Source organism: Streptomyces sp. R41, from assembly GCF_041053055.1.
Lineage (GTDB): Bacteria > Actinomycetota > Actinomycetes > Streptomycetales > Streptomycetaceae > Streptomyces.
Genome location: NZ_CP163443.1, coordinates 749,793 through 770,997, shown reverse-complemented (window position 1 = coordinate 770,997; position 21,205 = coordinate 749,793). Strand labels below are relative to the sequence as shown.

General features: G+C 70.9%; 18 protein-coding genes and 4 pseudogenes. 17 read left to right on the top strand and 5 right to left on the bottom strand.

Features of this window, described 5'->3' with window-relative positions; genetic code table 11:
• From AB5J53_RS03670 to AB5J53_RS03600, 15 genes and pseudogenes are all read left to right on the top strand, one after another.
• Window positions 1–1,560, top strand: a complete 1,560-nt coding sequence (locus AB5J53_RS03670) for an arabinogalactan endo-beta-1,4-galactanase (RefSeq protein WP_369244215.1) — start codon at window positions 1–3, stop codon at window positions 1,558–1,560.
• A 168-nt stretch (window positions 1,561–1,728) separates the two neighbouring features.
• Window positions 1,729–2,016 carry a helix-turn-helix domain-containing protein gene (locus AB5J53_RS03665; RefSeq protein ID WP_369244214.1) on the top strand — a complete coding sequence of 96 codons (288 nt, stop codon included), beginning with the start codon at window positions 1,729–1,731 and terminating at the stop codon, window positions 2,014–2,016.
• A 31-nt stretch (window positions 2,017–2,047) separates the two neighbouring features.
• Window positions 2,048–3,028: an SMP-30/gluconolactonase/LRE family protein gene (locus AB5J53_RS03660; RefSeq protein ID WP_369244213.1), complete on the top strand. Its 981-nt coding sequence runs from the start codon at window positions 2,048–2,050 to the stop codon at window positions 3,026–3,028.
• Window positions 3,029–3,357: 329 nt separating this feature from the next.
• The gene (crcB, locus tag AB5J53_RS03655; RefSeq protein WP_369244212.1) at window positions 3,358–3,843 is read left to right on the top strand and encodes a fluoride efflux transporter CrcB; all 486 of its coding nucleotides are present in this window, start codon (window positions 3,358–3,360) and stop codon (window positions 3,841–3,843) included.
• The gene (locus AB5J53_RS03650) at window positions 3,840–4,286 is read left to right on the top strand and encodes a DUF190 domain-containing protein (RefSeq protein WP_369244211.1); all 447 of its coding nucleotides are present in this window, start codon (window positions 3,840–3,842) and stop codon (window positions 4,284–4,286) included. The genes crcB (AB5J53_RS03655) and AB5J53_RS03650 overlap by 4 nt, the downstream gene beginning before the upstream one ends.
• The gene (gene crcB, locus AB5J53_RS03645; RefSeq protein WP_369244210.1) at window positions 4,283–4,657 is read left to right on the top strand and encodes a fluoride efflux transporter CrcB; all 375 of its coding nucleotides are present in this window, start codon (window positions 4,283–4,285) and stop codon (window positions 4,655–4,657) included. Before AB5J53_RS03650 ends, crcB (AB5J53_RS03645) begins: the two co-directional genes overlap by 4 nt.
• Window positions 4,658–4,741: 84 nt before the next feature.
• Window positions 4,742–5,578, top strand: coding sequence for an undecaprenyl-diphosphate phosphatase (locus tag AB5J53_RS03640; RefSeq protein ID WP_369244209.1), 837 nt, complete (start codon window positions 4,742–4,744; stop codon window positions 5,576–5,578).
• 327 nt (window positions 5,579–5,905) lie between these two features.
• Complete coding sequence (locus AB5J53_RS03635) at window positions 5,906–6,583, top strand: FadR/GntR family transcriptional regulator (protein WP_369252040.1); 678 nt, start codon at window positions 5,906–5,908, stop codon at window positions 6,581–6,583.
• Window positions 6,580–8,028 (top strand): amino acid permease, encoded by a 1,449-nt coding sequence (locus tag AB5J53_RS03630; protein WP_369244208.1) that lies wholly within the window; start codon window positions 6,580–6,582, stop codon window positions 8,026–8,028. Before AB5J53_RS03635 ends, AB5J53_RS03630 begins: the two co-directional genes overlap by 4 nt.
• An 8-nt stretch (window positions 8,029–8,036) precedes the next feature.
• Window positions 8,037–9,056, top strand: coding sequence for an asparaginase (locus AB5J53_RS03625; RefSeq protein WP_369252038.1), 1,020 nt, complete (start codon window positions 8,037–8,039; stop codon window positions 9,054–9,056).
• 92 nt (window positions 9,057–9,148) lie between these two features.
• Complete coding sequence (gene aspA / locus AB5J53_RS03620; RefSeq protein WP_369244207.1) at window positions 9,149–10,561, top strand: aspartate ammonia-lyase; 1,413 nt, start codon at window positions 9,149–9,151, stop codon at window positions 10,559–10,561.
• A 73-nt stretch (window positions 10,562–10,634) separates the two neighbouring features.
• Window positions 10,635–10,868 (top strand): hypothetical protein, encoded by a 234-nt coding sequence (locus AB5J53_RS03615; protein ID WP_369244206.1) that lies wholly within the window; start codon window positions 10,635–10,637, stop codon window positions 10,866–10,868.
• Window positions 10,862–11,794, top strand: a complete 933-nt coding sequence (locus AB5J53_RS03610) for a glutaminase (RefSeq protein WP_369244205.1) — start codon at window positions 10,862–10,864, stop codon at window positions 11,792–11,794. Before AB5J53_RS03615 ends, AB5J53_RS03610 begins: the two co-directional genes overlap by 7 nt.
• Before the next feature lie 226 nt (window positions 11,795–12,020).
• Window positions 12,021–13,409, top strand: coding sequence for a polyprenol phosphomannose-dependent alpha 1,6 mannosyltransferase MptB (gene mptB / locus AB5J53_RS03605; protein WP_369244204.1), 1,389 nt, complete (start codon window positions 12,021–12,023; stop codon window positions 13,407–13,409).
• A gap of 68 nt (window positions 13,410–13,477) precedes the next feature.
• Window positions 13,478–14,788: pseudogene (locus tag AB5J53_RS03600) on the top strand (glycosyltransferase 87 family protein); the annotation flags it as partial.
• Between the two features lie 86 nt (window positions 14,789–14,874).
• Here the strand turns inward: AB5J53_RS03600 and AB5J53_RS03595 are convergent.
• Window positions 14,875–15,777: pseudogene (locus AB5J53_RS03595) on the bottom strand (D-alanyl-D-alanine carboxypeptidase family protein); the annotation flags it as partial.
• A gap of 89 nt (window positions 15,778–15,866) precedes the next feature.
• Window positions 15,867–17,015, bottom strand: a pseudogene (gene rho / locus AB5J53_RS03590) (transcription termination factor Rho); the annotation flags it as partial.
• A 447-nt stretch (window positions 17,016–17,462) separates the two neighbouring features.
• Between rho and AB5J53_RS03585 the strand changes: the two are divergent.
• Complete coding sequence (locus AB5J53_RS03585) at window positions 17,463–18,383, top strand: zinc-binding dehydrogenase (protein ID WP_369244203.1); 921 nt, start codon at window positions 17,463–17,465, stop codon at window positions 18,381–18,383.
• Between the two features lie 26 nt (window positions 18,384–18,409).
• On the opposite strand, the gene AB5J53_RS03580 is transcribed toward AB5J53_RS03585, so the two are convergent.
• The 3 genes and pseudogenes from AB5J53_RS03580 to AB5J53_RS03570 all read right to left on the bottom strand — a co-directional run bounded on the left by AB5J53_RS03580 (window position 18,410) and on the right by AB5J53_RS03570 (window position 20,278).
• Complete coding sequence (locus tag AB5J53_RS03580; RefSeq protein WP_369244202.1) at window positions 18,410–18,736, bottom strand: branched-chain amino acid transporter permease; 327 nt, start codon at window positions 18,734–18,736, stop codon at window positions 18,410–18,412.
• A complete protein-coding gene (locus AB5J53_RS03575; RefSeq protein ID WP_369244201.1) occupies window positions 18,729–19,340 on the bottom strand; it encodes an AzlC family ABC transporter permease in 612 nt (203 codons plus the stop codon). The genes AB5J53_RS03580 and AB5J53_RS03575 overlap by 8 nt, the downstream gene beginning before the upstream one ends.
• Window positions 19,341–19,361: 21 nt before the next feature.
• Window positions 19,362–20,278, bottom strand: a pseudogene (locus tag AB5J53_RS03570) (helix-turn-helix transcriptional regulator).
• A gap of 255 nt (window positions 20,279–20,533) precedes the next feature.
• On the opposite strand from AB5J53_RS03570, the gene AB5J53_RS03565 reads away from it, so the two are divergent.
• A complete protein-coding gene (locus AB5J53_RS03565) occupies window positions 20,534–21,199 on the top strand; it encodes an SDR family NAD(P)-dependent oxidoreductase (RefSeq protein ID WP_369244200.1) in 666 nt (221 codons plus the stop codon).
• Window positions 21,200–21,205 lie beyond the last annotated feature (6 nt).

The following is a 21,205-nucleotide window of genomic DNA, read 5'->3' as shown; positions in this document are numbered from 1 at the left end:
ATGTTCCATCCCAGACGCACACTCAGGGCCCTGCTGCTGCCGCTCGCGGCCGGGCTCGCCCTCACCGCCCTCCCCGCGCAGACGGCGCAGGCGGCGAGCACCCTCACGAACGCCGGATTCGAGACCGACGGCTCCGGCGTCGCCACGCCCAGCGGGTGGTCGGAGTACGGCGACACCGGCGCCTCCTACGTGGAGTCCGGTGGCCACGGCGGGAGTTACCGCCTCACCCATTACTCGGCGTCCGCGTACAAGGTGGAGACGTACCAGTACCTCTCCGGGCTGACCAACGGCAACTACAAGCTCACCGCCTGGGTGCGCTCGGGCGGCGGCCAGAACTCCGCCTACCTCGCACTGAAGAACTGCGGCGGCACCGAGCAGCGCACCGATCTGCCGGTCTCCAGCAGCGGATGGATACACCTCGTCGTGCCCGTAGCGGTGACCAACAACCAGTGCACGATCAGCATTTACTCCGACGCCAACGCGGGCAACTGGATCAACGTCGACGACCTGACGTTCACCTCGGGCACCACCGGACTGTCCGTCAAGGGCTCCGACATCTCCTCCCTCGCCAAGAGCGAGGCCCTCGGCGGGGTCTACAAGACCAGCTCCGGCACAACCGGTGACGCGCTCGCCATCCTCAAGTCCTCCGGCATGAACTACGCCCGCCTCAAGGTGTGGGTGAACCCGGCCGACGGCTACAACAACAAGACGCGCGTCCTGGCGATGGCCAAGCGCATCAAGGCGCAGGGCATGAAGCTCCTCGTCGACTTCCACTACTCCGACACCTGGGCCGACCCCGGCGCCCAGACCAAGCCGGCGGCCTGGGCCGGGCACTCGTACAGCCAGTTGAAGACGGACGTCTACAACCACACCTACGACGTGCTCAACGCGCTGAAGGCGCAGGGCACCACGGCCGACATGGTGCAGATCGGCAACGAGATCAACGGCGGCATGCTGTGGTCCGAGGGTTCCACGGACAACTGGTCGCAGCTCGCCGGCCTGCTCAACTCCGGCTACAGCGCGGCCAAGGCGGTGTCCTCGTCCACCGTCGTGGCGCTGCACCTCGCCAAGGGCGGCGACCTGACCGGCACCCGCTGGTGGTTCGACAACGCGGTGGCCAACGGTGTGAACTTCGACGCCATCGGCCTGTCGTACTACGGCTACTGGCACGGCTCGCTCTACGACTTCCAGACCACCCTGGACGACGCGGCGGCCCGCTACAACAAGCCGGTCTTCGTCGCCGAGACGGCATACCCCTTCCGTCTGGACAGCGACGACTCGCTCGTCAACCAGATCGACACGACCGGTGAGCTGGTCTCCGGCTACCCGGCCTCGACGGCCGGGCAGACCGCCTGGCTGCGGGACGTGATGAACATCGTGGAGGCCGTCCCGAACGGCCGCGGTCTCGGCGTCTTCTACTGGGAGGCCACCTGGACGGCGGTCACCGGCAACGGCTGGGACCCGACCGACGCCACGTCGGGCAACGGCTGGGAGAACCAGGCCCTGTTCGGCTTCGACGACAAGGCGCTTCCGGCCATGTCGGTGTTCAGTCACCGCTGAGCCCCTGAGGGCCCGGCTGCCCCGGCAGCCGGGCCCTTGCGGCGCCCTTGGGCCGTTCGGCCCGGTCAGCTCTACCCGTTCGGCCCCGGCCAGGGTCGCGGAAGCCCGTGCGTGCCGCCCCGGGCTGCGGGACAGTAGCGGGAGACCGCCGGTTCGGAGGGGGACGAGATGCTGAAGGTTCCCGTCAGTGGGCAACGCCTGGACATACTGGAGTGGCTGCGGGACCCCGCCGCGCACTTCCCACCACAGCGCTACGGCGACCTCGTCGAGGACGGTGTCAGCCCGGAGGCCCTCGCCGCCAAGCTCGGTGTGAGCCGTGCGGTGGCGCGCACGCATCTCGACCTGCTCACCGGGGTCGGTCTGCTGCGGGCCAAGAAGATCAGACGCCGGACCTTCTACCGTCGCGACGAATGGCGCATCGCCGAGGTCGCGCACTTCTTCGAGAAGGGCTGGTAGCGGCGTGGCCCACCGGCCGCAGGAGGCACCCATGGCTCACTCGCGCGCCACCGGCGGGCCCGCCCCGCTCGTACCCCGGCGCTTCGTCCTGCTCGACGGCCGCGGCCCCGAGGACGTGGTGGCCGACGCCCGGGGCCGGGTGCTGACCGGCCTGGAGGACGGCCGCATCGTGCGCGTCGACGGATTCGGCGATCCCGAACGCACCCGCTCCCGGGTGATCGCGGAGACGGGCGGCAGGCCCCTGGGGCTCGAACTCCTCCCGGACGACGGCCTGTTGGTCTGCGACGCCCGGCGCGGACTGCTGCGGATCGGGCTCGACGACGGTATCGTGCGCGTCCTCGCCGACACGGTGGCCGGCGAACCCCTGCGCTTCTGCAGCAACGTGGTCGCACTGTCGGACGGCACGATCTACTTCACTGTCTCCAGCCGGAGTCACCCGCTTGAGCAATGGATCGGCGACCTGGTCGAGCACACCGGAACCGGCCGCCTGCTGCGCCTCGCACCGGGGGAGAAGGAACCGGAAGTGCTCCTGGAGGGGCTGCAGTTCGCCAACGGGCTCGCACCCGCTGCGGACGAGTCCTTCCTCGTCGTCGCGGAGACCGGCGAGCGGCGCCTCACCCGCTACTGGCTCGCCGGGCCGAAGCAGGGGCGCCGCGAGACCTTCGTCGACGATCTGCCCGGTCAGCCCGACAACCTCTGGCGCGCCCCCGACGGGCCGATCTGGGTGGCGCTGCCCGGACCCCGCGTCGCCGCCCTGGAACTCCTCCACCGCCGCGGCCCCGCGCTGCGGCACACCGCCGCCCGCGTCGCGGTGCGCGCGCCGTTCCGTCCTCCGGGCACAGCGGGGGTCATCGCGGTCGACGACGAGGGCCGCGTCCTCCATCACCTCGAACGCCGCCGCGCACGGTTCCGCATGGTCACCAGCGCCTGCGAGGCCGACGGCCGGCTGGTGCTGGGGAGCATCTGGGAACGGGGGATCGCCGTGTGCGACCTGCCCGCTCCGACGGACTGAGCCGATGCACACGGCTGGTCGTCGGGGATTGAGCCGTTGCGGACGGCTGGTCGTCGGGGATTGAGCCGTTGTGTACGGGTGGTCGCCGCGGACTGAGCCGTTGCGCACCGCCGGTCGTCGGGAGCCCGTGCGCCCGGCCGGTGGCCACAGGCTGAGCCGAGTGTGCGCGGCCGGTACCCCCGGCGTTACCCTGTTCACCGGCCGCGATCTTGTGTCGCGGCGCGGCGGTGGGGCCCGCCGTACCCGAACCGCGGCGCCGCTGCCGCCAACGGTCCCTACTTGCGATGATGTGTGCCCCGCGGGGCCCGGCGAGTAGGAGAAGTACGTCCATGACAGTCCCGCACCCCGAGCGGGTCGACGAACCCGACACCCCGGCCCCCGTGCGCATGCCCGCGCGGAGGGCGGCGTCGCCCTGGCGCGGCCAGGGACCCGTCGTCGCGATGGTCGCGCTCGGCGGCGCCGTCGGCGCCACGGCCCGCTACGGAGCGGCGCAGCTGTGGCCGGTGCAGACGGGCGGATTTCCCTGGACCACGTTCTGGGTCAATGTGATCGGCTGCGCCGTGATCGGCGCCTTCATGGTCGTCATCACCGATGTGTGGGCGGCTCATCGGCTGGTCCGGCCCTTCTTCGGTACCGGCGTGCTCGGCGGGTTCACCACCTTCTCGACCTACGCCGTCGACATCCAGAAACTTCTCGACGCGGGCCACCCCGGAACCGGGCTCGCCTACCTCGCCGCGACCCTGCTCGCGGCGCTCGCGGCGGTGTGGCTCGCGGGGACGGCGGTACGCCGCGCCCTGGCATGGAGGCAGCGATGACGAGGCTGACGGGCAGCGCCCTGCGGGTGACGATCTTCATCGGCGAGAACGACACCTGGCACCACAAACCGCTCTACACGGAGATCGTGCACCGCGCCCACGCGGCAGGCCTCGCGGGCGCCAGTGTCTTCCGGGGCATCGAGGGCTTCGGCGCCTCCTCCCTGATCCACACCTCGCGGCTGCTCTCGCTGAGCGAGGACCTGCCGGTGGCCATCGTGATCGTGGACACCGAGGAGCGCGTACGGGCGTTCCTGCCGAAGCTCGACGAACTCGTCACCGAGGGTCTGGTGATCCTCGACGACTGCGAGGTCATCCGGTACGTCGGACGGGGCGGCGACGGTGAGGACACCCGCCGCAACGCCTCCGAGGGCACTCCTCGCGACACCCCCGAGGCCACGGATGGGAGAGGCGACGCGGACGGGAAAGGTGAGAAGTCGTTGTGAACTGGCTGCTGGTGATCATCGGTGCCGCGGTCGGGGCACCCCTGCGCTATCTGACCGACCGGGCGGTGCAGCTGAAACACGACACGGTCTTCCCCTGGGGCACGCTCGTCGTCAACGTGACAGGCTGTCTGGTCCTGGGGCTCCTCACCGGCGCGGCCTCGGCGGGCCACGCCTCCCCGCACCTGCAGCTGCTGATCGGCACGGGCCTGTGCGGGGCGCTGACCACGTACTCGACGTTCTCGTACGAGACACTGCGGCTGACCGAGACCGGCGCGGGGTTCTACGCCGCCGCCAACGTGGTACTGAGCGTGACGGCCGGCCTGGGCGCGGCGTTCGCCGGGGTCTCGTTTGCGCAAGCTTTGTGGACCTAGGCGCCAGGCGTCCGCACGCATAGGTAAGACTGTCCCCCAGCACCGTCTACAGCACTGTCGACCAACTCCTCAGAACTGGATCCCATGAGCGTCATCAACGTCGGTCAGGCCGTCGTCCTCGGAGCCGTCGAGGGGGTGACCGAGTTCCTCCCCGTCTCCTCCACCGGCCATCTCAAGATCACCGAAGGGCTGATGGGCATCCCCGTCGACGACAACGCCGTCGTCGGCTTCTCCGCGGTCATCCAGGTCGGCGCGATCGCCGCCGTGCTCGTGTACTTCTTCAAGGACATCGTGCGGATCGTCTCCGCCTGGGGGCGTGGACTGCGCAACAAGCAGGAGCGTCAGCACCACGACTACAAGTTCGCCTGGTGGGTGATCTACGCGACCATTCCGATCGTGATCGTGGGCCTCGCGGCGAAGCCGCTGATCGAGGGGCCGCTCGCCTCGCTGTGGGTGGTCGCGGCCTCGCTGATCGTCGGCAGTGGTGTCATGTGGGCGGCGGACCAGATGGGCCGGCACAAGCGCGGTGAGGACGACACCTCGTTCAAGGACGCGATGCTGGTCGGCAGCTCCCAGATCCTCGCCCTGCTCTTCCCGGGCTTCTCGCGCTCCGGCGCCACCATGTCCACGGCGCTCATCCTCGACCTGGACCGCGTCGCGGCCACCCGGCTCTCCTTCTTCCTCGGCATCCCCGCGCTGACCGGCGCCGGTCTGTACGAGCTGAAGGACGCCCTGGGCACGGGTGTCGGCGCCGCCCCGCTGGCCGTCGGCACCCTCGTCTCCTTCGTGGTCGCGTACGGCTCGATCGCCTGGCTGCTGAAGTTCGTCGCCAAGCACTCCTTCAACGCGTTCGTGATCTATCGGATCGTCATCGGCGTGGCGCTGTTCGGGCTGCTGGCCACCGGGGCCCTCGACAGCTGAGCCAGCCGACTGATCGCGGAAACGACTGGACCAGTCGACCGAGCGCAAAACTGGCTGAAGCAGTCGACCGGGTAGAAAAACGGCTGAAGCGGTCGGCCGACCACAAAGACCGCTGAACCAGTCGGCCGAGCAGAGATACAGCCGAAGTCGCCGGCTGAGCACAGAAACAGCTGGTCACAGGGGGCGTAAAGCCGGTTTTCAGGCTTCGCGCCCCCTGAATTTTTCTTTTCGCTGCCCTTGACAGCCCCCGCCGGTCACCCGGAGGATCACCCCGTGAACCTGTCAGACAGCCAGACAGGTGGCTCGGTACCGCGGCGCGTCAGCGCCATGGAAGCGGTGCTCACCCACCTCCGCAGCGCCATCGAGCGCGGCGATTACGCCATCGGCGACAAGCTCCCCTCCGAGGCGGAGCTCTGCCGCCGCCTCGAAGTCAGCCGCCCCGTGCTCCGCGAGGCGCTGCGGGCCCTGCAGGTCATGGGCCTGACCGTGTCCCGTACCGGCAAGGGCACCTTCGTGCTCGCCAACACGGTCGAGGACCCCACCTTCGGCGACTACGCGGCGAGCGACCTGCTCGAAGTGCGGCGCCACGTCGAGATCCCCGTCGCCGGGTACGCGGCGGTGCGCCGCACCCCGGAGAACCTCGACCACCTGGCCCATCTGCTGGAGCGGATGGAGCGGGAGACCGACACCACGGCCTGGGTCGCGATGGACACGATCTTCCACATCGCCGTGGCCGAGGCGTCCCAGAACCCGGTCTTCCGCCGGGTCATCGAGGAGATCCGGGACGCCCTGGCCCGCCAGTCGGCGTTCCTGAACGAACTCGGCGGCCGGCGCGAGCAGTCCAACCGCGAGCACCGGGCGATCGTCGAGGCCCTGATCGACGGCAGTGAACACGACGCGGTGGAGGCGATGTCCCATCACCTCGACCGCGTGGAGACCACCCTCACCGACATCGTGCGCCCCGCGCACACGGACACCCCCACGGAAGGCGGACCCGAGGCGTGAGCGAGCAGTCCCTCCAACAAGAGGCCCCATCGACCGCGAGGCCGACCGCGCACGTCGACGCCGGAGACGCCGGTTACAGCAAGTCGCTGAAGTCCCGGCACGTCAACATGATCGCCATCGGCGGAGCCATCGGCACCGGCCTCTTCCTCGGCGCCGGCGGCCGCCTCGCCGACGCCGGTCCTTCACTGTTCGTCGCGTACGCGGTCTGTGGCCTGTTCGCGTTCCTGGTCGTCCGCGCGCTCGGCGAACTCGTCCTGTACCGGCCGTCGTCCGGCGCCTTCGTGTCCTACGCCCGTGAGTTCCTGGGCGAGAAGGGCGCGTACGTCGCGGGCTGGATGTACTTCCTGAACTGGGCCACCACCGGCATCGCCGACATCACCGCCGTGGCCGTCTACGCCCACTACTGGGGCATGTTCTCCGACATCCCGCAGTGGGTGATCGCGCTCATCGCGCTCGCGGTCGTCCTGACGGTGAACCTGATATCCGTGAGGATGTTCGGCGAACTGGAGTTCTGGTTCGCGATCATCAAGGTCAGCGCCCTCGTCGTCTTCATGCTCATCGGCATCTTCCTGCTGGTCACCCAGCACCCGGTCGACGGCCACAACCCGGGCCCGTCCCTGATCACCGACAACGGCGGCATCTTCCCCAACGGTCTGCTGCCGATGCTGCTGATCATCCAGGGCGTCGTCTTCGCCTATGCCTCCGTCGAGCTGGTCGGCGTCGCGGCGGGCGAGACCGCGAACCCCGAGAAGATCATGCCCAAGGCCATCAACTCGATCATGTGGCGCGTCGGTATCTTCTACGTCGGCTCCGTGGTCCTTCTGTCGATGCTGTTGCCCTGGAGCAAGTACAGCGCGGACCAGAGCCCCTTCGTCACCGTGCTGTCGAACATCGGCATCCCGGCCGCGGGCGGCGTCATGAACCTCGTCGTCCTCACCGCCGCCATGTCGTCCCTCAACTCCGGCCTGTACTCCACCGGCCGCATCCTGCGCTCGATGGCGATGTCCGGCTCGGCACCGAAGTTCACCGGCGTGATGAGCCGCAGCCAGGTCCCGTACGGCGGCATCCTGCTCACCAGCGGCATCTGCGTCCTCGGCGTCGGCCTCAACTTCGTCGTGCCCGCCGACGCCTTCGAGATCGTGCTGAACTTCGCGGCGATCGGCATTCTCGCCACCTGGGGCATGATCATGCTCTGTCACCTGCTGTTCTGGCGGAAGACCCAGAACGGCGAGCTGTCCAGGCCGGGTTACCGCCTCCCCGGCTCGCCGTGGACCGAGATCGTGACCATCGGCTTCCTCGCCTCCGTGCTCGTGCTGATGTACGCCGACGGGGGAGCGGGCCGCACGACCGTCCTGTGTCTGCCGCTGATCGTGGCCGCGCTCGTCGCGGGCTGGTACGGAGTGCGCCGCCGGGTCGCCGGGATACGCGACGGAGCCGACGCGTGAACCCGACCATGACCTACGGCAGTTCGCTCGCCGCGGCCCCCGTGATCCGCGAACCTCTGCACGCCCCCGTCGCCCAGCTCGTACGCGGCGGTGTCATCGAAGGCATCCACTACGGTTCGGTGGTCGTGCTGGCCGCCGACGGCAGCCTGGAGCTTCGGATCGGCGACATCGAGGCGGCCTTCTACCCGCGCTCGGCTCTCAAGCCAGTCCAGGCCGTGGCCATGCTGCGGGCCGGGCTGCCGCTGGACGGCGAACTGCTCTCGCTGACCGCCGCCAGCCACTCCGGCGAGGAACGTCATCTCGCCGGGACGCGGCGGATCCTGGAGCTGGCCGGACTGCCGGAGGACCGGCTGCGCAATGTCGCCGACCTGCCGTTCGACCCGGTGGTACGCGAGGACTGGGTGCGCGAGGGCCGTCTGCCCTCCCAGCTCGCCCAGAACTGCTCGGGCAAGCACGCGGCCATGCTGTACACGGCCCACCTCAACGGCTGGTCGCTCGAGAACTACCTCGACCCGGCGCACCCGCTCCAGCAGGCCATCGCGGAGATCGTCGAGGACCTCACCGGACAGGCCATAGCCCAGGTGACCGTCGACGGATGCGGCGCACCCCTGTTCTCCGTCTCGCTGCACGGGCTCGCCCGCGCGGCCGCCCGGATCACCACCGCCGCGCCGGGCACCCCCGAGGCGCGGGTGGCCGACGCGATGCGCGAGCACGCCGAGATGGCCTCCGGGTCCGGGCGCGACGTCGCCGCGCTGATGCGGGCCGTGCCGGGACTGCTCGCCAAGGACGGCTTCGAAGGCGTGCAGGTCGCGGCCTTGCCGGACGGCCGGGCCGTCGCGGTCAAGATCGCCGACGGCGCCGACCGGGCGCGCGTCCCGGTGGCCGCGGCCGCCCTCGCGCGCTGCGGGGTCGATCCGACCGCGCTCGCCGAGTTCGCGGGCGCGCCGCTCCTCGGGGGCGGCGCGGTGGTCGGGCACATCCGGCCGACCCGAGCCCTCGATCCCCTCACGCACCCCACGCACGCCTGAACCGTCCACCTGAGAGGCAGGCAGCTACGTACGCCTGACTCACCCCTTCTGTACGCGTGACTCACCCCTTCTGAAAGAAGACCCGCACCGACATGACCGCCGCAGCCCACCGCAGCGAACACGACCTGCTCGGAGACCGCGACGTCCCCGCCGACGCGTACTGGGGCATCCACACCCTGCGCGCCACGGAGAACTTCCCCATCACGGGCACCCCGATCTCCGCCTATCCGCACCTGATCGACGCCCTCGCCGCCGTCAAGGAGGCAGCTGCCCGCGCGAATGAGGAACTCGGCCTCCTCGAGCCCCGCAAGGCCGCCGCCATCGTCGAGGCCTGCCGGGAGATCCGGGACGGCAAACTGCACGATCAGTTCGTGGTCGACGTCATCCAGGGCGGCGCAGGCACCTCGACGAACATGAACGCCAACGAGGTCGTCGCCAACCGGGCGTTGGAGCTCCTCGGCCACGACAAGGGCGAGTACCTGCACCTCCACCCCAACGAGGACGTCAACCTCGGCCAGTCGACCAACGACGTCTACCCGACCGCCGTCAAGGTCGCCACCGTCTTCGCGGTGCGCGGGCTGCTCAAGGCGATGGCCGTGCTCCAGAACGCGTTCGCCGCCAAGGCCGTCGAGTTCCGCGACGTACTGAAGATGGGGCGCACCCAGCTCCAGGACGCCGTGCCGATGACGCTGGGGCAGGAGTTCTCGGCGTTCGCGGTGATGCTGGACGAGGACCGCAGCCGGCTCGCCGAGGCCGTCGAGCTGATCCACGAGATCAACCTCGGCGCCACCGCCATCGGGACCGGGCTCAACGCCCCCGCCGGATACGCCGAGTCGGCGCGCCGCCATCTCGCCGACATCACAGGACTGCCGCTGGTCACCGCCGCCAACCTGGTCGAGGCGACCCAGGACTGCGGCGCCTTCGTGCAGATGTCCGGTGTGCTGAAGCGGATCGCGGTCAAGCTCTCCAAGAGCTGCAACGACCTGCGGCTGCTGTCCTCCGGGCCGCGCGCGGGCCTCAACGAGATCAACCTGCCGCCGGTGCAGGCGGGTTCGAGCATCATGCCCGGCAAGGTCAACCCGGTGATCCCCGAGGTCGTCAACCAGGTCGCCTTCGAAGTGATCGGCAACGACGTCACCATCACCATGGCCGCGGAAGCCGGTCAACTCCAGCTCAATGCCTTCGAGCCGATCATCCTGCACTCCCTGTCCGAGTCCATCACCCACCTGCGGACCGCCTGCCTCACCCTCGCCGAGCGCTGCGTCGCGGGCATCACGGCGAACACCGAGGAACTGCGCGCCGCCGTGGAGAACTCCATCGGGCTGGTGACCGCGCTCAACCCGCACATCGGGTACACGGCCGCCACCGACATCGCGAAGGAAGCCCTCGCCAGTGGACGTGGAGTGGCCGAACTCGTCCTGGAGAAGGGGCTGTTGCCCGCCGAGCGGCTCGCCGAGCTGCTGCGGCCCGAGGTGGTCGCGGGCAGTGGCGCGGTACGTCCCTGATCGGCCGGTGAGCAGCGCGACCACGCCGGACTGAGCGGGCGTTGAGCAGCGGACCAGGCCGATTGAGCGGCTGATGAGGAGCGGGACCACGGTGGCCAAGCGGCTGATGAGGAGCGGGACCACGGTGGCCAAGCGGCTGATGAGGAGCGGGACCACGGTGGCCAAGCGGCTGATGAGGAGCGGGACCACGGTGGCCAAGCGGCTGATGAGGAGCGGGACCACGGTGGCCAAGCGGCCGATGAGCAGCCGGACCATTTTGCCCCGGCAGCCGATGAGCAACACGACCGGCCTGGCGGCAGAATGGTGATCATGTCCCCGTCCCTGACCTTCCAGCCGGTCCTGGAGCGCATCGCCACCGAGATCGCGCAGACGCCGGGTCGCGGGCGGCCCGCCGACTACATCCCGGCGCTCGCCGCCTGCGACCCGCGCCGCTTCGGCATGGCCGTCGCGGAGCTCGACGGCACGGTGTACGGCGTGGGGGACTGGCGGCAGCCGTTCTCCACGCAGTCCATCACCAAGGTCTTCACTCTGGCCCTTGACCTGGCCCGCGAGGGCGACGAACTCTGGGAGCACGTCGGCCGCGAGCCCTCCGGCAACCCCTTCAACTCCCTGGTCCAGCTGGAGTACGAGAACGGCATCCCGCGCAACCCCTTCATCAACGCGGGCGCCCTCGTCGTCACCGACCGGCTGCAGACCCGGACGGGTGACGCGGCGGGTACGCTCCTGGAGTTCCTGCGCGCCGAGAGCGGCAACCGGCGGCTCACCTTCGACAAGGACGTAGCCGCCTCCGAGGCCGCGCACGGCGACCGCAATGCCGCGCTCGGCCACTTCATGGCGTCGTACGGCAATATCGACAATCCGGTACCGGTGCTCCTGGAGCAGTACTTCCGGCAGTGCTCGATCGAGGCGTCCTGCGCCGACCTCGCTCTCGCCACCAGCTTCCTGGCCCGCCACGGCATCCGCGCCGACGGCTCCCGGCTGCTCACCCAGAGCCAGGCCAAACAGGTCAACGCGGTCATGCTCACCTGCGGGACGTACGACGCGGCCGGCGACTTCGCGTACCGCGTCGGCCTGCCCGGCAAGAGCGGGGTGGGCGGCGGCATCATCGCGGTGGTGCCGGGACGTTGCACGTTGTGTGTCTGGAGCCCGGGCCTGGACGAGCGCGGCAACTCGGTGGCGGGCGTGGCGGCCCTGGACCGCTTCACCACACTGACGGGCGTCTCAGTGTTCTGAGAAGGGGATGTGGAGCGCCCCGTAAGGGGCGCGGGGCAGTGACATGATGCGGCTCCGCCGCGTGGGCGCGACGAGCCCCCACCGGCCCCGCGGCAGGCGAACCACCCGCAGCATTCCGGCGAACCCAGCGGAGCGACCACGCGGAGGTCACACGACGGCCCCCGCCCGGAGGGCAACACGTCGCCCTCCGGCCACCTCGCGTTGACACGCTTTCCGAGTGTTGGCCATGGCTTTCCCCGTCGATCTCCGCCACTGCCAGGCTCTTGGCCTGGCCGGTACCGCCTTCCTCGCGCTGGGAGGTGAAACGGCCGGCGCGCTGCCCGCGAGGGATCTCCTCGCCCCCGAGTCGGGGCGTGCCGTGCTCGGCCTGGTCGGCGTGTACTTCGGCGTTGTCCTGCTGATCGCCGCCTGGGCGCTCCTCGGCACCGTCGTACGGGGCCCCGAACCGCCGACTCCGCGCTCCCTGCTGCTCGTTCTTGCCGTGTGGGCGGCCCCGCTGCTGCTCGCGCCGCCACTGTTCAGCCGGGACGTGTACAGCTATCTCGCGCAGGGCGCGATGGTCGACGCGCACATCGATGTCTACGCGCACGGGCCGGCGCAGCTGGGCGGCCCGCTTGCCGACGAGGTCGCGCCGGTGTGGCAGCAGACCACGACGCCGTACGGCCCGGTCTTCCTCGCCGTCGCCTCCGCGCTGTCCGGCCTGACGCGCGGGGAGATACCGGCAGGACTGCTCGGCATGCGCCTGGTCGCCCTGCTTGGCGTCGCCCTGATGGCGGCGGCGCTGCCCCGTCTCGCCCGGCACAGCGGCGCCGATCCGGCCGCCGCGCTGTGGCTGGGGGCGCTCAACCCGCTCGTCCTCCTCCACCTGGTGGCCGGTGCGCACAACGACGCCATCATGCTCGGCCTGCTCGGCGTCGGCCTGGTGGCCGCGCGCGGCCGGTGGCATGTGCTGGGCGTCGTCCTCATCACCCTCGCCGCGCTGGTCAAGGCGCCCGCCGTGCTCGGCCTGCTGGCGGTGGTCGCGCTGCGCGGGCGGCGGGGGATGGTGAAGTCCGCCCTGACCACGACCGTGGTCGCCCTCGCCACCACGGTCGCGGCCACCGCCGCGACCGGTACGGGATACGGCTGGATCGCGGCCCTGAAGACCCCCGTCTCGCCGCACAACTGGTCGCCCACCAGTGTCCTCGGCCGCGCCTCCGGCGCCCTGCTCGAGAAGCTCGGCAGCGGCCTCGCACCGTTGGCCCTGCCCGTGTGGCACGCGGCCGGACTCGCGCTGACCGTGATCGTGGTCCTGTTCATATGGCTGCGCCTACGGCCCGGCCCGATCTACGCGTTGGGCCTGAGCCTGGCCGCGGTGGCCGTATTCGGCCCGGCGATCCGGCCCTGGTACGCGCTGTGGGGACTGTTCCTCATCGCCGCGGCGGCGCCCAGCGCTTCGGTGCGTCACCGCGTCGCGGCCGCCAGCGCGGTGCTCGCGCTGGCCGTACTGCCGAGCGGAGGACCGCCGGACGCCGAACAGGTGATCCTGGCCGTTTCCGGCGGAGTGCTCGCGCTGGTCGTGCTCTGGCAGGCCCACCAAGCGGCGCAGGCACCGGTGCTCGGACGGACCGCATGAGAGGGCTGGACGGCAAGAGACGGCAGGACGACAAGAGCGAGCGGGGCAGCACACGGGAAGTGATGGGCATGAGAGCGCTGAGCATCGATCGCCGGCGGTTGCTCTTCGTCCTCGGACTCGCCGTCGCCGTCGGCGTGTTCACCGCCACGGTGCCGCTGCTGCGCGACTGGTTCGACCTGCGCGTCTACTACGGGACGGTCGACGCCTGGGCCCATCACGGCGGCCGGATCTACGACTACCACGTGCCGGGGACGACGTACGGCTTCACGTATCCGCCGTTCGCGGCCCTCGGCATGCTGCCGATGGCGCTGGTCGGACTGCGCACGGCGATCGCCGTCGAGCTGCTGCTCAACCTCGCCGCCATCGCCGCAATCGTGTGGATCCTGGTGGGGCCCGCGCTGCGCCGCTACGGCTGGTTCGGCTTCGCCCTGACGGGCTGTCTGCTGGCGCTGCTCGAACCGGTCCGCGACACCTTCAGCTTCGGCCAGGTCAACCTCCTGCTCCTCGCCCTCGTGCTGAGCGACGCATGGCTGCTGTCCACCGGACGGGGACGCCGGGCGGGCGTCGGCATCGGCCTCGCCGCGGCGGTCAAGCTCACGCCCGCCATCTTCATCGGAATGCTGCTGCTCGCCCGCCGCTGGCGCGCCGCCGGGGTCGCGACGGCCGTCGCCGTGGCGGCCACCGCGCTGGCCGCCTGGGTGGCACCGGACGCCTCGCGCTTCTACTGGACCGAGGCGCTGTGGGACACGAACCGCATCGGACGTCTCGCCTATGTCTCCAACCAGTCGTTGCAGGGCGTGCTGGCCCGGCTCGTGGCACCGGACGAACCGAGCAGGGCCGCCTGGGCGACTGCCGCCCTGCTGGTCCTGTGCGTATGGGCGTGGCGGACCTCCCGCGCGCTGGCCGACGAGGACTGGACGGCCGCGTTCGCTCTCACCGGGCTCGCGGCCTGCCTCGTCAGCCCGATCACCTGGGTGCACCATCTCGTCTGGCTGCTGCCGTCGTTCGCCGTGCTGTTGCGCCGGCGCCGGCTGCGGGTCGCGGGAGCCCTGTACGTGGTGCTGTGCAGCAGCGTGGTGTGGCTCTGGTTCGACGACGCGTCCGGCCTCGACGGATTCCTCGGCAGCAACACGTATACGTGGATCACGCTGGGGCTGCTGCTGTGGCTGCCCGTCGGTCAGCCGCGGGTGGGCCGCCCGTTCTTGAGCCACAGGGCGAGGGCCACGCCTCCGGCGCCCAGCCCCGCGGCTCCGGTGATACCGGCGGCTTCGGGCCAGCCGGATTCGCCGTTGTCCGGGAGTGCCGCGGGCGTGGGCAGGGCGGCCGGTCCGGCCGCCGGAACGCCACGCGTGTCCAGCAGCGATCCGACGGGATCGACGTGACCGGCTGCCTTGAAGCCCCAGTCGAGCAGCGAGCGCGCCTCCTCGTAGACGGCGAACCCGCCGCCCGACTGAGGGTTCATCACGGTGACGACGAGCGTGCGCCCGCCCCGCCGCGCGGCGGCGACGAGTGTGTTGCCCGCCTCGCTGGTGTAGCCGTTCTTGATGCCGATCAGGCCCGGATACGGCTCCACCCCATCGGCACCGGTCAGCAGCCGGTTGGTGTTCTCGATCTCGTACGGGTAGCCGTCGCCGGGGAACATGGCCTCGACGGTGGAGCAGTACCGAGCGAAGTCCGCGTTGCGCAGCCCGGCCCGCCCGAACACCGCCAGGTCGTACGCCGACGAGACCTGGCCGGGCGTGTCGTACCCGTCGGGCGAGACGACATGGGTGTCGAGTGCCCCCAGTGAACGGGCCTTGGCCTGCATCCGCTCCGCCGTCGTCTGCCAGCCGCCGTTCATCGCGGCCAGCACGTGCACGGCGTCGTTGCCGGAGTTGAGGAAGACACCGCGCCACAGGTCGGCCACACGGTAGGTGTGGCCCTCCGAGACGCCGACCAAGCTGCTCCCCGGGCCGACGTCCGCCAGCTCCTCCCCCTTGACGGTGTGCCGGATGCCGCCGGGCAGCACCGGGAGCACCGTGAGGGCGAACAGGGTCTTCAGGGTGCTGGCGGGCGGCAGCTTGAGGTGGGCGTCGTGCGCCGCGAGCACCTCGCCGGTGCGGGCATCGGCCACCAGCCAGGACAGTGCGGAGACGTCCTCGGGGACCTCGGGCGCCCCAGCCCGCGGCCGTACCTGCGTCCCTGGCCGGTACAGCGGCGGCTGCGATGCCGTGGGCCGGGGCACGCCCGGGTCCGTGGCCGTCCGGGCGACGGCCGCACTCGGCGCGAGGGCCAGCGCGCCGACCACGCAGACGGCGGAACAGGAGACGGCGGCGCGAGCGAGGCCGGCGCGGGAGGCGGCGGCGCGGGATGAGAATCCGATGGTCATACCGCAAACGTAGGAACGGAGTCGCCGTACGCCAGGGTGCCAGGGCCGAGCGGCGGGATGCAGTACCCGGATGCCGCACGCGGGAGTGGTCAGGCGGCGGGCAACGTCGGCTGGACCTGGCGGAGGAAGGTCGCGTTGTCCGGCGTGGCGCGCAGCCGCTCCAGGAGGGTTTCGAGGTTCGCCTGGCCGTCCCGCGTCTGCAGGGCGCGCCGCAGTCCGCGTACGGCCGCCAACTCGGCCGCGGGAAGCAGGAGTTCCTCGCGGCGGGTGCCCGACGGGGTGACGTCGACGGCCGGGAAGACGCGCCGGGAGGCCAGGGTCCGGTCGAGGCGGAGCTCCATGTTGCCGGTGCTCTTGAGCTCCTCGAAGAAGTAGTCGTCGGCGCGGGAGCCGGTCTCCACCAGGGCGGTGGCGAGGATCGTGAGCGAGCCGCCCTCCTCGGCGAGGCGCGCGGCGCCGAAGAACCGCTTGGGGCCGTGCACCGCGGCCGCGTCGACGCCGCCGCTGAGGGTCCGGCCACCGGAGGCGGCCGCGTTGTTGTGCGCCCGGCACAGCCGGGTGAGGGAGTCCATCAGGATGACGACGTCCTCGCCCTGCTCGACGAGGCGCTTGGCGCGTTCGACGACGAGTTCGGCGAGCGCGATGTGCTGCTTGGGCGTCTTGTCGAAGGTCGAGGCGAAGACCTCGCCCCGGACGGAGCGCCGCATGTCGGTCACTTCTTCGGGTCGCTCGTCGAGCAGCACCACCATCAGGTGGCATTCGGGATGGTTGCCCGCGACGGCGGCGGCGATCTGCTGGAGCAGCACCGTCTTACCGGTCTTGGGCGGGGCGACGATCAGACCGCGCTGGCCCTTGCCGACCGGCGAGACCAGATCGACGACGCGCCCGGCCAGACCGCTCGCCGGGTGTTCCAGGCGGAGCCGGTCGCGGGGGTGCAGCGGGGTGAGGTCGCCGAAGTGCGGGCGGCGGCGCAGCTCTTCGGGCGTACGGCCGTTGATCCGCTCGACCTCGGCGAGCGCGCGGGGCCCGCCGCGTACGCCTTCGACGGTGTCGCCCTTGCGCAGGCCGTGACGGCGGATCAGCGCGGCGGAGACCTGGACGTCGGTCGGTGTGGGCAGGCAGCTCTCGGCGGCGCGCAGGTACCCCTGCCCGTTGTGCGCGATGTCGAGGACACCGGCGGCCTGGGCCGGGAGCTGCTGTCGTACAGGAGGGTGTTCGAGTGTGGTGGTCATGATGCGGGTCCTTTCAAGGACGGATTCATGAGGTCATGAGGAAGGGAAGGGGGATGTGCCGGCTGCGGAGGCGGCGTGCTCACGACTCCGTGCGGCGGGGAGACATCACCTCGCGAACGGCGGACGGGAAGAACTGCCCGTGGCCGTGCTCAGGAGGTGGTGCTGAGAAGCTGGTCCGCCGGTCGTCGAGCGACGGGCGTGTCAGCGAAATGAAGTGGAACCGGCACCGGCGCCCGAGAGGGGGCGTACACAAGTGCTCACCGCACTGTACCACCCATCGACCGGGTCCGGCTGTGATGTGCGACTCAGTGGCCCGCGAGCAGAAGGTGACCGAGGCCTGTGACCCACCGCTCGCGGTCGACCGTCCATGCCCGGGGGAGGCGGTGGGAAGAACTCCGGATCGGCGGGAGTTGGTGCCTGTCGAGTCGCCCTCGACGAGAGAAGGTACCTCTCATGCGCGCACTGATCGTTGACCCCACGGTCCCCGGAAAGCTGCGTCTGGGCGAGGCCCCGGATCCCCTGCCCGGACCCGGTCAGGCCCTGATCGAGGTCCGGCACACCTCGCTCAACGCGGCCGAACTGTTCTTCGCGGAACGGGCCGAGCCCGGTGACGTACTCGGCTTCGACGCGGGTGGTGTCGTCGTGGCCGCCGCGGCCGACGGCAGCGGGCCGGCGGTCGGCAGCCGAGTGGTGGGCTTCGCGGACGGCGGCGGCTTCGGCGCGCTGCGGGCCATGGACGTGGCGGACCTGGCCGTCGTGCCCGACGGGGTCGACCTGGGCGAGGCGGCCACGCTGCCGGTCGCCGCCGGCACGGCCCTGCGGGCGCTGGAGCAGGCGGGACCGCTGCTGGGCCGCAGGGTGCTGGTCACCGGCGCGTCCGGTGGCGTCGGCGGGTTCGCCGTGCAACTCGCGGCCATCGGCGGTGCGTACGTCATCGCCGTCGCCGGTTCCGAGGAGAGCGCCCGGGGCTTGGGCGACCTCGGCGCGGACGAGATCGCGATCGGCCTCGCCGGGGTGACGCAGCCGGTCGACGTCGTGGTCGACACCGTCGGCGGCGACCAACTGGCCGCGGCGTACGGCCTGCTGGCCCCCGACGGAAGCCTGCAGAGCGTCGGCTGGGCCTCCGGGCAGGGGGCGACCCTGCCCGTGGGCTCCACCCTGGGCAGCCGCACACCGAAGACGATCGTCTCCGTCTACAACGGCGTCGGACTCACCGACAGGCAGCCGCAGTTGCGCCGGCTGCTCGACCTGGTCGCCGCGGGGAAGCTGCGCGTACCGGTCGGCTGGCGCGGGCCGTGGGACAAGATCGCGGACGCGGCGGAGGCACTGGGGAACCGGCGGTTGCGGGGCAAGGCGGTGTTGGACGTGGGGTGAGACCGCCCCGGCCACAGCCTGAGGGTTCACAGGGCGTTGACGAGGACGACGTACACGGCGGTGCCGATGCCGACGCTCAGGATCGTGCGGCGGCCGCAGGCGAGGTGGACGCACGCCGTGACGGCGACCGCGAGCCGTGCGAACCACGTGGCGTGCGGCTCGGCGGCGATGGTGCCGTGCAGGGCGGTCACCGCGAGGATCGCGAGGATGCCCACCGGCATCCACACCGACAGCCGCCGCACGATCACGGAGGTGCGCAGTGTGCGCAGTACCGCGAAGGGAACGGCGCGCAGCGCGAGGGTGATGGTGAAGACGATCGCGAGGACGGCGACGGGGTACGAGGTGCTAGGCATCGGCGGCCTCCTCGGCGGGGCGGCCGGCGGTGAGGGTGTGGCGGGCCAGCAGCAGGGCGACGAACAACAGCATCGCGGTCAGCAGGGCTACGCCCGGGGTGAGCACGAGGGCGGCAGTCGCGCTCGCGCCGGCGAGCAGCACCGAGGGGATCTCGCTGCGCGAGCGGAACGCGTCCAGGGTGAGCACGGTGAACAGCGCGCACAGGGCGAACTCAAGGCCTTTGATCGGCGCGGGCAGGGCCGCGCCGAGAGCGACCCCGACCAGTCCGCCGCCGACCCAGTACGTCTCGCAGGCGATCCGCATCGCGAGGAGCCGGGGCGCCGAACGCTCGCGCTCGGGCAGGGACGCGTTGACGGCGTACGCCTCGTCGGTCATCGCGTAGACGGCGTACGCCTTCGCGAACGGGTTCCTGACCAGGTCGAGCGGGAAGCTGAAGGCGTAGAAGACGTGGCGGAAGTTGACCAGCGTCCCCGTAGCTGCGGACCGGGGATGCTCGGCCGCCGCCCAGGAGGCGAGAAAAGCGCAGCCCGTCGCGAGAAGGCGTGCCGGTTTCGGCGGTCCGGATGACGAGCTGCCGGGAAGGTCGACGACGCCGAGTGCCACGCGCCCCGCGGCAGCACCCGCTCAGCGAGCGGCGTCAGGGGCTGGTCTCCAGCGTGGCCCCCTTCGAGGACTGACGGCCGCGCTCGCGTCGAGCAGCAGCATCGCGTCGTACTCGCGAGTGCCGGGCTCGGCGTGGTACGCGACCAGGCGATGGCCGCGGGCGCCCTCCAGTTCTATGACCTGGTAACCGAAGGTGACGTCGCCGATCTGGAGGTGGTGGAAGGTCTTGCGGCCCGAGGTGTTCCCCTTGACGTCGTACTGTTCCCACAGCCGCGCGAAGTCCGGGCTCTTGAGCAGGAGTTCATCGACGAGCCCGGTGAGATCGGAGGCGTCGGGGTCGGTGCCGGCCAGGGTGCGCAGGCGGGCGACGCAGCCGCGGATCTGGTTCTCCCAGTCGTCGAACAGTGCGCGGGCGGCGGGGTGCAGGAAGACGTAGCGCACGACATTGCGCTGGTCGGCCGGCCAGTCCTCCATCCCGGCCATCAGCCGCAGTCCGCCCGGGTTCCAGGCGAGCAGCTGCATCGTGCGGCTGACCGCGTGGGCGGGGTAGGGCCGCATGCTCTCCAGCAGCAGCTCGACGCCGCGTGCCACGGTCCGGCTCGACGCGGTCGGCGGTTCGTTGGCGTTGCTGCGGGCGGCGCGTGCGGCCAGGTCGCGCAGGTGCTCACGCTCGTCGCCGTCCAGCAGCAGGGCGGCGGCCAGGGCGTCGACGACGGACGGGCTGGGGTTGGTCTCCTTGCCGCGTTCCAGACGCGTGTAGTAATCGATGCTGACCCGGCGAGCGTGGCCAGTTCCTCACGGCGCAGGCCGGGCGTACGGCGCAGCCCGAGGCCCTGCGGAAGGTCGACATCGGCGGGGGTCACCCGGGCGCGGCGGGCGCGCAGAAACCTTCCCAGCTCGCTGCCGTCGTTGCCGCCACTCTGCTGCTCACGTGCCATGCCTTCCAGTGTGGCAGCCCTGTGACCTGCGTAACAGCGCAGTGGGGAGCCCTGCCACGCCCCCGAACACCTCACCCGGCCACAGCGCGGTCCGCCCGGATTCGGGTGCCAGGAACAGGCTGACCGTCCATTGAAGATCCCTCCCTCCTCGCGGGAGCCCCCTCAGTCGTGACGCCTCGACGCTGAGCCGACGAGCACGACCTCCAGTAGCTTCGAAACCGCCAGGACCTCAGGCCGTCCAAGGAAGCCAGGACCATGACCACCATCGCCATCATCGGAGCGGGACCCGGCCTCGGAGCCGCCGTCGCACGGCGGTTCGGCGGCGAGGGATTCGACGTAGCCCTCATCGCACGCACCCACGAGCGGACGAGTGGCCTCGCCGCCGATCTGGCCCGCGAGGGCATCACGGCGCGCGGTTTCGCCGCCGACGTACGCGACCCGAAAGCCCTGGGGGCGGCGCTCGACGCGGCGACGGCGACCCTGGGCCCGATCGAGATTCTGCAATACAGCCCGCTGCCGCACCGGGACTTCATGCGGCCGGTTCTGGAGACCAGCGCCACCGACCTCGTCGGCCCTATCGAGTTCTCCGTGTACGGCCCGGTCGCCGCTGTGCAGCAGGTGCTGCCCGGCATGCGCGAGCTGGGCCGCGGCACCATCCTCTTCGTCAACGGCGGCTCCGCCGTGATCCCGCACCCCGACCGCGCCGGTACGTCGATCGCCTTCGCCGCCGAGAGCGCCTACGGCCATCTGCTGCACGACACCCTCGCGGGCGAGGGCATCCACGTCGCGCAGCTGGTCATCCCCGGCGAGATCATCCCGGGACACGCCAGGAAGGACCCGGCGGTGCTCGCGGACACCCTCTGGGGCCTGCATCAGGACCGCCACGGCTTCCGGCACTTCGCGGACGACCTGGACGCGTGACGACCT